This window comes from Acinetobacter sp. 197, from assembly GCF_048148385.1.
Taxonomy (GTDB): Bacteria; Pseudomonadota; Gammaproteobacteria; order Pseudomonadales; family Moraxellaceae; genus Acinetobacter; species Acinetobacter pecorum.
The window spans coordinates 14,954-26,836 of the sequence record NZ_JAYWZK010000018.1; the positions used below are offsets into that span (position 1 = coordinate 14,954).

Here is an 11,883-nt window from a genome sequence, read left to right on the forward strand (position 1 = left end):
AAAATTTTTAATACGTTTCAATCTTCTTGTTAAAAAACCAGATTACTTTTTGCGACGAGTACTGTAGCCATGTTTTGCCAGTTCTAGTTTGGCAATCATGCCTTTATGCACTTCATCCGGACCATCGGCCAGACGCAAGGCACGTGCCTGAGCAAAGAATCCAGTCAATGGCGTATCCCGAGAGACTCCGGCACCGCCGTGGATCTGGATCGCCATATCGACCACTTTTTCCAGCACACTCGGCGCAACGACTTTAATTGCAGAAATTTCAGTCAATGCAGCCATATTCCCTAAAGTATCCATTTTATAGGCAGCATACAAGGTCAAAAGACGCGCCTGATCAATTGCAACCCGTGCTTCCGCGACACGCTCCAGGTTGCCGCCAAGTTTTAAAATCTCTTTGCCAAATGCGCTGCGGCTCATACCACGGTCTATCATCAACTCCAAAGATTTTTCCGCCGCACCAATACAGCGCATGCAATGATGAATACGACCTGGTCCTAAGCGACCTTGAGCAATTTCAAAGCCCTGACCGGCACCACCAATAAAATTTGAAACAGGGACACGGACATTATCAAAACTGATTTCGCCGTGGCCATGTGGTGCATCATAGTCACCAAACACTGGCAGCATACGTTCGATTTTAACGCCGGCAGTATCTACCGGGACCAGAACCATCGAATGCTGATGATGACGGCCTTTTGTTTCATCTGGAGTATGCGCCATAAAAATAATGATTTTAGCATTCGGATCACCCAGACCTGATGACCACCATTTACGACCATTCAGAACAATCTCATCACCTTGAATTACCGCCGTTGCCTGCATATTGGTGGCATCACTGGATGCAACTGCAGGTTCAGTCATACAAAAGACCGAACGGATTTTTCCTTCTAAAAGTGGCATCAACCATTGCTGTTTCTGTTCTTCAGAACCATAACGCCATAAAACTTCCATATTGCCGCTATCAGGAGCATTACAGTTAAATACCGTTGGCGCAATCAGGCTACGGCCGGAAAGTTCCGCGATATGCGCATATTCCTGAACCGACAGGCCTTGACCAAGTTCTGGACAAGGAAGAAACATATTCCAGAGGTTTGCAGCTTTGGCTTTGGCTTTTAAATTTTCCAGTTCTGTAGGCCATTGCCATTTGGTCCAGTCTCCACCTTGGTTTAACTCGTGAACCTGCTGCCAGAATTCAGCTTCGACCGGTTCAATTTCTTCACTAATAAACTTTTTAGTTCTGTTTAAATAATCCTGTGCATGTGCTGACAGTTCAAACATTGATTCATCCCTCTAAATATTCTAATTCATACGCTTTACAACACCTTAACCCAAATTATATTATGAATAAAATGATTTTAATCCATACAATATTATGCATAGTATTCATTCTAAAACCGTGATGGATCTTCGAAATTTCCATCGTATTGACATTAACCTTTATCCACTTTTTATTGCGATTTATGAGCAAAATAGTATTTCTAAAGCTGCACAGATTTTATCAGTTAGTCAGTCTGCTGCCAGTCATGCATTGCAACGTTTAAGACAGCATTTACAAGATGATTTATTTGTGCGCACCAGTAGCAAAATGCAGCCTACCCCGTTTTCAGAACAGATATATCCTGAAGTAAAAAAAGCACTTTTTGCGATTCAAAATATTTCGATTCAGCATCAGCAGTTTAACCCTGAGATGATCCAGAGCCTGAAGATTGCGGTTCATGATGAAATTGAGCCGATGATTTTCCCTAAACTGGTTCAGCACTTTCAGCAGCTTAGCCTTGATATTCAACTTAGCAGCATGAAGCTGGATCGTAAAAATATTGCAGCAGATTTGGCCTCTCAGCAGGTCGATTTCGTCATAGATCTGGAACAAAATATTGCTGAAAAAATCCAGTTTGAGCGCCTGGTACAAGATGAATTTGTAGTATGTACACAATTGACAGAAATGAGTGAACAGATTTATCTTGCCTCTCCTCATATTGGCGTGTCCTCACGTCGTACTGGGGTTTTAGTTGAAGATATTTATTTAAATCGGAAACAGTATTCACGGCAGATTTTTTTACGTTGTCAGCATTATTCAACTGCACTACAAATTTTAGAGCAACAAAAGACAGCTATGTTGACTATTCCTAAAAATGTATTGGCACATTTACAACTGGCTGCTTGTCTGAATATTTTTAAAGTTCCTGTAGAACTGCCTGAAATTAATATGGGTATGTATTGGCATAAGGATTTACAAGAGAATAAGAGACATCAATTTTTAAAAAGTGAAATTTATAAAATTTTTGCTTAGGCTATTTATAAAGGAGTTTAAATCTGCTTAGGCTATTTAAAATATTAATTTTTGATGCCCGTGGATTTATCTTATCAGCATAAAAATATACTTAGGCTATTTTAGTCGGTACAAAACTAAACACTGAGTGATTAGCTTTTAATCCGTAGATCTACTGGCTTTGCTCTAAAATGACCCAACTTTTAGCTGTGTTCTCGCAGCTGTATCTTGCTGATTTGGATCTCGCCCTTGTTAAATCTCTCCACCAGCTGGCAAATTGTGCTGGGTCTAGTATTGTTGTGTTTTTCCTATTATCTACTGCACAAAATTACGGTCTATTTAAAAGACATATTCCGTCCCTTTAAGAAAGGGAAAAAATATTGGTGCCGCGTAAAAGCTGTGAGTGATGGGGATACACTCACCTGCTACCGTTTTAATATCCGTCGCTCTGAAACCAAATTACGCTTTGCTTTTGTAGATGCACCAGAATCTAGTCAGGCCTATGGCAAGGAATCACAGCGACTAGTCAAAAGTATGGTGCATAATAAAATGGTTCGGGTAAAGATTACCGACATTGACCGTTATGGCCGTTGCGTCGGGGTGGTCTACCGCTATCGTAAAAATATCAATGAAGAGATTGTTAAACGTGGTGCAGCCTGGGTTTATGAGGAATACATCAAAGATAAAAACCATTTACGCTATATGATTGGACTGCAAGATAAAGCTAAGAAGCAGAAGAAAGGCCTTTGGAAACATACTCGTCCTGTACGTCCAAGTGTTTATCGCAAACAGTTAAAATCCTAAATTTAATTTTTTTATAATAGATCAATTGCAGCTAAGAAAAGTGATCAGGATATCCAGATCACTTTTCTTTTCATATTGATTTTATTAATTTAGTAAGCTAAATGCACCATAAAGCGGAATGCGCCGGCAATCACTGCCAGCGTTAAAAATCCCGCTAGCCATAATCCTACAAACCATAATACCTGTTTGCCTTTCATGACCGCTCCTTAATGATAGCCATCATCGCCAACCCTGACCTTATGCCGGAATACCCAATAGGACATACCCGTATAAATCACAATAATCGGGATCAGGATCAACGCACCAATCAAAGTGAATAACTGGCTATTTTCATGTGCTGCTGCCTGCCAGATGGTCACGCTTGGCGGAATAATATATGGCCACAGGCTGATTAAGAAGCCAGTATAAGCGAGGAAAACCAGCACCAGCATATAGGTAAATGGACCTAATTCACTGCGTCTCTTACAGGCACGCAAAGCCAGCCAGGTAAACAGCAGAACCAGAATTGGAACCGGCATAAAATACGTAAGTTGAGGCTGGCTGAACCAGCGTTCAGCAATTTGCGGATGAGTTAACGGCGTATATATACTCACACCGGCCAGTATGATCAGTAAGGCAATAATCAGCTTTGGCATCAGTTTAAACATTCGATCCTGCAAGTCATCTCCAGTTTTATAGATCAGCCAACCACAACCCAATGCTGCGTAGAGTACTACCACACTAATACCGGTAAAAATACTAAATGGACTAAGCCAGTCCAGACCACCTCCGACATAGACACCGTTCCGGGTCTCAATACCCTGAATATAGGCTCCTAGAATCATGCCTTGCAGAAAACTGGTAAGTACAGAGCCGCCTATAAAGGCTTTATCCCACCAATGCTTGCTACGGTTAGCCTTGAAGCGGAATTCAAAAGCCACGCCCCGGAAAATCAGAGCAATCACCATCAGAATAATCGGCATATACAATGCCGAGAGTACGGTTGAGTAAGCAAGGGGGAAAGCTGCAAATAGCCCGGCACCGCCCAACACCATCCAGGTTTCATTACCGTCCCAAACCGGAGCAACAGTATTCATCATGACATCACGTTCATCCTGATGCGGGAAAAAAGGAAACAAGATGCCGATTCCCAGATCGAAACCATCAAGAATGGTATATACCAGTACACCAAGACCAATAATCGCAATCCAGATTAATGATAAATCAATCATTTTTTATCCTCCTGATCCGGTTGTTCAGGAACTTCTTCAATACGCTCGCGAATACTACTTAATGGTCGACGCGAAGCCTGAACCACATCGCTATCTGTTTCATGATGTGGTCTGGAATGAATGAACTCTGGACCTTTGTGCATAAGACGTAACATGTAGTAGATCCCGATGCCAAATACCACACAGTAGACGACTACAAAAATTATCAGGGTTAGCCCCACCTGTTCGGCGGATACCGGTGACAGTGCATCCTTGGTCCGCATGATGCCGTAGACTACCCAAGGCTGACGGCCGACTTCCGTCGTAAACCATCCAGCCAGCAAGGCAATAAATCCGGAGGGACCCATAATCAAGGCAAAACGGTGTAATGCGCGGGACTCATAAAAACGACCTCGGTTACGTGCCCACGCCCCCCATAATGCCAGTAACAGCATGAGGACTCCCAGACCGACCATGATCCTGAAGCTCCAGAAAACGATTAATGAATTAGGCCGGTCTTCAGGTGCAAAATCTTTGAGTCCTGTGACCGTTCCATCCATTGAGTGAGTCAGAATCAGGCTCCCCAAGTTCGGAATTCCGATTGCATATTTGGTTTCTTCAGCTTGCATATCGGGAATCCCAAAAAGATATAAAGGCATGCCTTCATCATGGTTGGTTTCCCAGTGCCCTTCTATTGCGGCCAGTTTCGCTGGTTGATGCTCAAGAGTATTAATACCATGCATATCACCAATAACCACCTGCAATGGCGCAAGTACCAGAATCAACCACATTGCCATAGAGAATGAAGTTTTAACCAGTGGATCACGACGTCCCTTGAGCAGATGCCAGGCTGCTGCAGAAGCTACCAGCAAAGCAGAAACCAGAAAAGCAGCTGTACCCATATGTGCCAGACGATAAAGGAAAGAAGGATTAAATATGATAGCAATCCAGTCTTGCGGGATAATCAGGCCATTTTCTATTGCAAAACCGTGTGGAGTCTGCATCCAGCTGTTGGAAGATAAAATCCAGAACATGGAAATACAGGTTCCAAGCGAAACCATCAAGGTCGAGAAAAAATGTGCCTTCGGTCCCACTCGTCCCCAGCCAAATAACATGATGCCGAGAAATCCGGCTTCCAGAAAGAAAGCGGTTAAAACTTCATAGGCCAGTAAAGGTCCGGTGACACTACCCGCCACCCGTGAAAACTCACTCCAGTTCGTTCCGAACTGATAGCTCATGACCACGCCTGAGACTACACCCATCCCGAATGCAACAGCGAAAATTTTCACCCAGAATTTGAACAGATCCTGAAAAATCGGGTTTTTGGTTTTGAGCCAGCGCCATTCCAGAATAGCCAGAAAACCGGCCAGCCCAATTGAAATGGCAGGAAAAATGATATGAAAAGATACAGTAAAGGCGAACTGTATTCGTGCTAACTCTAATGCAGTTAAACCCAGAGTCATAAGCTTCACCTATGTATTGTTATTTGGCATCTTTGCCTTACAATTTTTAAGTCATGAATTCTTCTAGTGACATGGCTAGCTTAGGCGCGACCATTATAAAAAGTATGTATTCTTTTGTTGGTTATTTTTTAATCATGTTAAACCATGTAACTATAGCTAGCAAAAAGAACATGCTTAATCATTTTAAAAATCCCCCCTTGAGCTTTAGATAAAACAGGCGTAAATTAAGCAAAAATTAGTTACCCAGGTTAACTATATGTTCTATCAGACTTCCAGATTTCGTTCCTTGTTGTTGCGGTGCGCACGACTCATGAGTGATGAGATCAATACTATTTTATTATCCTCTCAGCTCAATTACTCCCTATGGCAAGTGCTTTACATCATTCAAGCCCACCAACAATGTACATTGGTTGATATTTCAAGCTATTTGAATGTGTCGAAGCCCAGTATTACTAGGCGGATTCAGCAACTGGTGGAGCTGGATCTGATCGCCCAGATCGAAACTGAAGATAAGCGTCAAAAACTATTCAAACTGAGTGAACAAGGCATAGAAACCTTTGCCATGTGTTCCAAGCAGATCGATGCATTTGAAGATCAGTTACTTGAACAGATTGAGGCAAATGATCTGCAAAAAAGTAAAACCACCCTGGTACAACTTATTCAGCAGTTACAACCTACTTCTCAGGAAAACTCATGATGAGCCAAGAAGAAGAAGCGCCTTTATGGACGCCCAACTTTATCCTGATCAGTCTGGTAAATTTTCAACTGGTTCTGGTGTTTTACTTGCTAGTAATTGTCATCGTCGGTTACTCAGTTGCTGAGTTAAGCGCGTCGACTGCTCAAGCCGGTCTGGTATCGGGTCTGTTTATTGTGGGTACGTTATTTGGACGATTATTGATTGGAAAATTACTGAACCGTCTGGGTTTGAAAAATACTCTTGTTATTGGTTTGACTGGTTTCCTTCTTTTTTCCGGACTGTATTTGATTCCAGCCAAGCTGGAGGTTTTATTAGGGATCCGGCTGATACACGGTTTTATGATGGGTATGGCTTCTACTGTACTGGGTACAGTGATTGCACAGACCATTCCTGCCACCCGGCGTGGTGAAGGAATTGGCTATTACAGCATGAGCAGCACCCTTGGCACAGCGATTGGTCCCTTTGTCGGAATCTGGCTGATGACAAATTTTAATTATCAGGTTATTTTCATCTTTACCAGTATCGTTGCGCTCAGCTGCCTGATTTGTGGCTTGTTCATCCAGCCACCACGCCTTAAGGCAAGTCATTCATCAGCAGATTCTACCTCGCAAAGCACCAGCAAACTGGCTCAGTATATTGAACCGAATGCCCTACCGATTGCACTGATTGTACTGCTGGTGGCTACTTCTTACTCAGGTGTACTGTCCTTTATTCATTTTTATGCCAAAGACATTAATCTGGTCGAAGCAGCATCATTCTTTTTCTTAATGTATGCCTTTGCCATTTTGCTTTCGCGTCCTTTTACCGGCCCGCTCATGGATCGTAAAGGCGAAAATATCATTATCTATCCTGCCATTGTGATTATGGCACTGGGGATATTGCTACTCAGTCAGGCGCAAAACTCTGTGATGTTACTTGCCAGTGCTGCCTTGCTTGGTTTTGGTTTTGGTAATATCCAGTCGGTGTGTCAAACCATTGCGGTGAAAAGTACGACATTGCAGCGTATGGGACTCGCAACCTCAACCTTCTTTATTGCCCTGGATGCCGGTCTTGGTTTTGGCCCTTATTTCTTGGGTATTCTGCTGGATCAGATTGGTTATCGCCAGCTTTATCTATTCTTGGCACTGCTCACCCTGAGCTGTCTGGTCTGGTATTACCTTGTGCATGGCCGTAAAGCAGGAAAAGTACAGCCTTCTCATTAAACACTTTTAAAAGCGCCGGCTAAACCGGCGCCGGTATTCCAACGGCGTCAGACCGGTTTTTTTATGAAATAAACGGCAGAATGAACTTGGATCCTGATAGCCGACATTTTGCATGATCACATCCACAGCTTGATCGGTTTCTTCCAGTCGTTTACGGGCAGCTTCAATTCGGATCGCTTGTAGATACTGATTGGGCGGTATGTCTAAGGCTTGTTTAAAGCGTCGAATCAGGGTTCGGCCAGTCACATTAAACTGCTCTGCCAGCTGGTTCAAACTAAAATCTTCATGAAAATGCTGCTCTAGCCAGTTCTGGATTTTTTGTACCAGTTCATCATGGTGCGGCTGGCCAATATTCAGCAATGAATAAGACAACTGGCTATCTCTGCGGTAATCAATTACGAAAGATTTAGCCGATTGCATGGCCACCTCAAAGCCATACAAGCGCTCAATCAGATGCAAACCCAGGTCAAACCAGGCCAGGCCTCCACCCGCGCAATAGATATTCTGATCCCGGCTAATCATCAGATCGGCATTCAGTTTCACCTTAGGATAGCGTGAACGGAACATTTCCTGAAAACCCCAATGCGTTGTTGCAACTCGGTCATCTAAAATGCCTGCTTCTGCCAGAAAGAAATTCCCGGTACAGTTTCCTGCAATTAAAGTCGCATCTGCATGTGCAGATTGTAAAAAATGAATCAGTTCTGGATTCTGTTGCAATACATCCTGAATCGGTGCGGCAATAGTCGGCACCACCAGAATATCAGCAGTTTGAATCTCTTGATAAGAAACATGTGCCTGCAACTGCAGCCCATTGATACACCGAATCGGGTGTCCATCCGGACTGGCGATACTCACCTTAAACAGGCGCTTTACATCCTGCTGCTGGATCCGGTTCCAGCTTACGCCAGCCATGGAAAATAAATCGACCACACCCGTAATGGCTGAAGCCAAAGCGCCATCAAAGCCTAAAATCACCACCTGTTGCATATTTTTCTATTTGTCACTTTTCACCCGATTCATGTCATTATTGACAATCCTCCTCAATAAAAGCAACTGCTAGTCTTGATGCTATCTCAAGGATTAAACATTCAGGATAGTACCGTGACTCAACTGATGAACGATAAAGATCTTCATTTCCAGCTTTATGACGTATTCAAACTTGAAGCGCTGACTAAACTGCAACGCTATCAGGATCATGACAAAAATACTTTCGACAGTATTCTGGAAACGGCAAAAGGTATCGCGACTGATTATTTTGCACCGCATAATGCCAAAGCTGATCAGCATGAACCGAACTTTGACGGCAAACAGGTCAAAACCATTGATGAAGTGAAGACAGCTTGGCAACAGTTTGCCGATGCCGGCCTGCTCTGCGCCCAGCATGATTATGCAGATGGCGGCATGCAACTGCCCACTTTGGTGAATATGGCCTGTAATACTTATTTCATGTCGGCCAATCCGTCCACCGTGGCTTATTCTTTTCTAACAGCAGCTGCGGCGAACCTGATACAAGCTTTTGCCTCCCCAGAACAAAAGCAAATATTCCTACCGCATATGTTGAGTGGCCGCTTTGCTGGCACCATGGCCATGACCGAACCGAATGTAGGTTCCTCTTTGGGCGATCTGACCACTAAAGCGATTCCTCAGACAGATGGAATTTATAAAATTAAAGGCCAGAAAATGTTTATTTCGGGTGGCGATCAGGACATTAGCGAAAATATTGTGCATCTGGTCTTGGCGAGGATTCAGGATGCGCCGCAAGGCGTGAAAGGAATTTCCCTGTTTATCGTACCAAAACTCAGAACTCATGAGGATGGTTCCCTCGGTAAAGCTAATGATGTACAGCTGGCTGGCTTACTGCACAAAATGGGCTATCGAGGTACTACATCTACAGTTTTAAGCTTTGGAGAAAATGATAATTGCTTAGGCTATTTAATTGGAGAACCTGGACATGGCTTAAAATATATGTTCAAGATGATGAATGAAGCGCGTGTGGGTGTAGGTCTGGGCGCAGCCATGATTGGTTATCGTGGCTATCTGGAATCTCTGGATTATGCTAAAAACCGTCCGCAAGGCCGGCCAGTTCATGAAAAAACACCTGATTCCAAACCGGTGAATATCATTGAACATACCGATGTCAAATGCATGCTGCTGGCGCAAAAGTCGTATGTAGAAGGTTCGCTGGCACTTTGCTTATTTGCAGCCCGATTAATTGATGAACATCAGGCAGCTCAAGATGAAGATAGTGCCATTCTGCTTGATCTTATCACCCCGGTGGTCAAATCCTTCCCTTCTGCATATGGCCCGAAAGCCAATGATCTGGCTATTCAGGTCCTGGGCGGCGCGGGTTATACCCGTGAATATCCGGTGGAGCAATGTTACCGTGATAACCGGCTCAATCCGATTCATGAAGGTACTTATGGCATTCAATCTCTGGATCTGCTGGGTCGTAAACTCTGGCAGCACAATGGCAAAGGGCTAAATCTGCTCATGCAGCGCATCCAGAAGACCTTGTCAGAAATTCATGAACCTAAGATAGTGGAACTGGCAGAGATCTATAAACAGCATCTTGTCACTGTACAAGAAACTACTCAGGTTTTAGGTCAGGCCCTACATCAAGGCAAAGTCAGTGAAGCTTTGGCCAATTCAGGCCTGTATCTGGATATGATGGGTAAGACCATCCTGTCCTGGCTCTGGCTGGAAATGGCGAATCAGGCTCAACTCAAGTTTGGCACATCTTCGCAGGCAGAAGATCAGACTTTTCTGGCAGGGAAAATTCAGGCAGCTCAATATTTTATTCGCTGGGAACTCCCGGAAGTTGAACATCAAGCCAAATTACTGATGAATCTGGATGATACTTGCCTGAATATGCAAGCCGACTGGTTCTAGGCAGAATTCATCAAAAAATGCGCCTTTATCGGCGCATTTTTATTTTGTAATTCATTAAGCTGCAGAGTCTTTTACACCAAATTTTTTAAACAGTTTGGCACCCTTGGAAGGCAAGATATTGGCCTTGCTTAAATCGCCCTGATAATGCTGATATACCCGCTGATCCATGATTTTGTACCATAAAGGTGGAATCAAGGCTGGAATCAACATGGTTGCATAACCGCTGGGTAATTCTGGCGCTTCATCAAAATGCCGCAACGCCTGAAATGGACGGCTTGGGAAAGCATGATGATCAGAATGGCGCTGTAACTGATACAAAAACAGATTGGTCACGATATTATTATTGTTCCAGCTATGTTCCGGTAAGGTTCGCTCATAACTGCCATCCGCTTTCTGTCCGCGTTTTAGTCCGTAGTGCTCGATATAATTCACAATCTCAAACAGGCTGACGCCATAAAATGCCTGTGTCAGTGTATAAGGAATAATTTTCTTGCCGTACGCCTGCAGCATCAATGCATGATAGCCGGCACTCATGGCCCAGCCATGAAACAGTTCATTTTCCTGATTAAAGAATTTCAGTCCTTTACGCTCGAGCCGTCTTTTTTCAATCTGGATTGCAGATTTTAATCCGCCTATTACTGTACGTGGCCAGAAGCGGTAAAAAGACTCACCCATTTTCGAAGATGCCGGATCTTCTGGTGTCGCCACCCGTTTATGGTGTCCATAAGGATGTTCAATCCGAAAATGGTTATAACCCAAAGGCATCAGGCTGGCATGAGACCAGTAATGGTCTTTTTTCTGGGGACGATGGCTGAGTTCATGTGCGGTATTCACCCCCACACCATTAATCGCCCCCATAGAAACTCCAAGCAGTATCTGATCCAGCAAAGACACATTTGGCCGGCTTACGACATAGCCGGCAAAGGCATTGGCTGCCATTTGCAAGGGAATAAATGCTTTTACAATGCGGTCATAATAAGGATCGTTAACCAGTGCCTTGATCTGCTCATCATTTGGATTATTGGCATCATCGCCAATCAGTGCGTCCAATGTCGGAATGATTACATGCAGTAATAAAGGCCCGCCCATCGCAAAGATTTTTTGAGTGGCTTTGGGACCAAAATGATAACCAGCCAGAATTCCCATTCCGATCACAGGCAGACCTGGGCTGAGCAACCAGCCAAAACGTTTTTTATCCAGCTTTACACCTTTTGGTGCGTACGCTTCCTGCGTAAACTGCGCTTTCTGGATTTGTGCAGGGGCATTCATTGCGACCTTCCTTTTTTATGTTACTCTGCACTTATAGTTGAATATTTCAGCAGTAGCGAACAGTATTCAACGTCCAGAAAAGCTATGTCAGCGT

11 protein-coding genes are annotated in these 11,883 nt (G+C 43.8%); 5 read left to right on the forward strand and 6 right to left on the reverse strand.

Annotation, left to right across the window (positions count from 1 at the left end; all coding sequences use genetic code 11):
- Positions 1-42: 42 nt before the first annotated feature.
- Positions 43-1,284 carry an acyl-CoA dehydrogenase family protein gene (locus VXQ11_RS14670; protein WP_416706344.1) on the reverse strand — a complete coding sequence of 414 codons (1,242 nt, stop codon included), beginning with the start codon at positions 1,282-1,284 and terminating at the stop codon, positions 43-45.
- Positions 1,285-1,378: 94 nt separating this feature from the next.
- Here VXQ11_RS14670 and VXQ11_RS14675 point away from each other — a divergent pair, with 94 nt between their 5' ends.
- Both VXQ11_RS14675 and VXQ11_RS14680 read left to right on the forward strand, forming a co-directional pair.
- Complete coding sequence (locus VXQ11_RS14675; RefSeq protein ID WP_416706345.1) at positions 1,379-2,296, forward strand: LysR family transcriptional regulator; 918 nt, start codon at positions 1,379-1,381, stop codon at positions 2,294-2,296.
- A gap of 228 nt (positions 2,297-2,524) precedes the next feature.
- Positions 2,525-3,079, forward strand: a complete 555-nt coding sequence (locus VXQ11_RS14680; RefSeq protein WP_416682192.1) for a thermonuclease family protein — start codon at positions 2,525-2,527, stop codon at positions 3,077-3,079.
- 89 nt (positions 3,080-3,168) lie between these two features.
- Here the strand turns inward: VXQ11_RS14680 and VXQ11_RS14685 are convergent, their stop codons facing one another.
- Genes VXQ11_RS14685 through VXQ11_RS14695 form a run of 3 tightly spaced genes read right to left on the reverse strand, consistent with a single transcriptional unit; the run spans position 3,169 to position 5,732 of the window.
- Positions 3,169-3,276 carry a DUF2474 family protein gene (locus VXQ11_RS14685; protein WP_144724873.1) on the reverse strand — a complete coding sequence of 36 codons (108 nt, stop codon included), beginning with the start codon at positions 3,274-3,276 and terminating at the stop codon, positions 3,169-3,171.
- 9 nt (positions 3,277-3,285) lie between these two features.
- A complete protein-coding gene (cydB, locus tag VXQ11_RS14690) occupies positions 3,286-4,290 on the reverse strand; it encodes a cytochrome d ubiquinol oxidase subunit II (RefSeq protein WP_064102941.1) in 1,005 nt (334 codons plus the stop codon).
- Complete coding sequence (locus tag VXQ11_RS14695; protein WP_064095351.1) at positions 4,287-5,732, reverse strand: cytochrome ubiquinol oxidase subunit I; 1,446 nt, start codon at positions 5,730-5,732, stop codon at positions 4,287-4,289. Before VXQ11_RS14695 ends, cydB begins: the two co-directional genes overlap by 4 nt.
- A gap of 256 nt (positions 5,733-5,988) precedes the next feature.
- Between VXQ11_RS14695 and VXQ11_RS14700 the strand changes: the two genes are divergently transcribed.
- On the forward strand, positions 5,989-6,429 hold the full coding sequence (locus VXQ11_RS14700; RefSeq protein WP_416682189.1) for a MarR family winged helix-turn-helix transcriptional regulator: 441 nt from the start codon (positions 5,989-5,991) through the stop codon (positions 6,427-6,429).
- Positions 6,429-7,631: an MFS transporter gene (locus VXQ11_RS14705; RefSeq protein ID WP_416706353.1), complete on the forward strand. Its 1,203-nt coding sequence runs from the start codon at positions 6,429-6,431 to the stop codon at positions 7,629-7,631. The genes VXQ11_RS14700 and VXQ11_RS14705 overlap by 1 nt, the downstream gene beginning before the upstream one ends.
- A gap of 6 nt (positions 7,632-7,637) precedes the next feature.
- Here VXQ11_RS14705 and VXQ11_RS14710 read toward each other — a convergent pair whose 3' ends face one another.
- Positions 7,638-8,618 carry a GlxA family transcriptional regulator gene (locus VXQ11_RS14710; protein ID WP_416706346.1) on the reverse strand — a complete coding sequence of 327 codons (981 nt, stop codon included), beginning with the start codon at positions 8,616-8,618 and terminating at the stop codon, positions 7,638-7,640.
- Positions 8,619-8,696: 78 nt separating this feature from the next.
- Here VXQ11_RS14710 and VXQ11_RS14715 point away from each other — a divergent pair, with 78 nt between their 5' ends.
- Positions 8,697-10,520 (forward strand): acyl-CoA dehydrogenase, encoded by a 1,824-nt coding sequence (locus VXQ11_RS14715; RefSeq protein WP_416706354.1) that lies wholly within the window; start codon positions 8,697-8,699, stop codon positions 10,518-10,520.
- Positions 10,521-10,574: 54 nt separating this feature from the next.
- Here VXQ11_RS14715 and VXQ11_RS14720 read toward each other — a convergent pair whose 3' ends face one another.
- Positions 10,575-11,789, reverse strand: a complete 1,215-nt coding sequence (locus tag VXQ11_RS14720) for an alkane 1-monooxygenase (RefSeq protein WP_416682187.1) — start codon at positions 11,787-11,789, stop codon at positions 10,575-10,577.
- Between the last annotated feature and the right edge of the window lie 94 nt (positions 11,790-11,883).

Bases quoted from the DNA above. Each gene is read 5' to 3' on its own strand.
- VXQ11_RS14670 (WP_416706344.1), bottom strand. From the start codon at position 1,284: ATGTTTGAACTGTCAGCACATGCACAGGATTATTTAAACAGAACTAAA.
- VXQ11_RS14675 (WP_416706345.1), top strand. From the start codon at position 1,379: ATGCATAGTATTCATTCTAAAACCGTGATGGATCTTCGAAATTTCCAT.
- VXQ11_RS14685 (WP_144724873.1), bottom strand. From the start codon at position 3,276: ATGAAAGGCAAACAGGTATTATGGTTTGTAGGATTATGGCTAGCGGGA.
- cydB (WP_064102941.1), bottom strand. From the start codon at position 4,290: ATGATTGATTTATCATTAATCTGGATTGCGATTATTGGTCTTGGTGTA.
- VXQ11_RS14695 (WP_064095351.1), bottom strand. From the start codon at position 5,732: ATGACTCTGGGTTTAACTGCATTAGAGTTAGCACGAATACAGTTCGCC.
- VXQ11_RS14700 (WP_416682189.1), top strand. From the start codon at position 5,989: ATGTTCTATCAGACTTCCAGATTTCGTTCCTTGTTGTTGCGGTGCGCA.
- VXQ11_RS14705 (WP_416706353.1), top strand. From the start codon at position 6,429: ATGAGCCAAGAAGAAGAAGCGCCTTTATGGACGCCCAACTTTATCCTG.
- VXQ11_RS14710 (WP_416706346.1), bottom strand. From the start codon at position 8,618: ATGCAACAGGTGGTGATTTTAGGCTTTGATGGCGCTTTGGCTTCAGCC.
- VXQ11_RS14715 (WP_416706354.1), top strand. From the start codon at position 8,697: ATGCTATCTCAAGGATTAAACATTCAGGATAGTACCGTGACTCAACTG.
- VXQ11_RS14720 (WP_416682187.1), bottom strand. From the start codon at position 11,789: ATGAATGCCCCTGCACAAATCCAGAAAGCGCAGTTTACGCAGGAAGCG.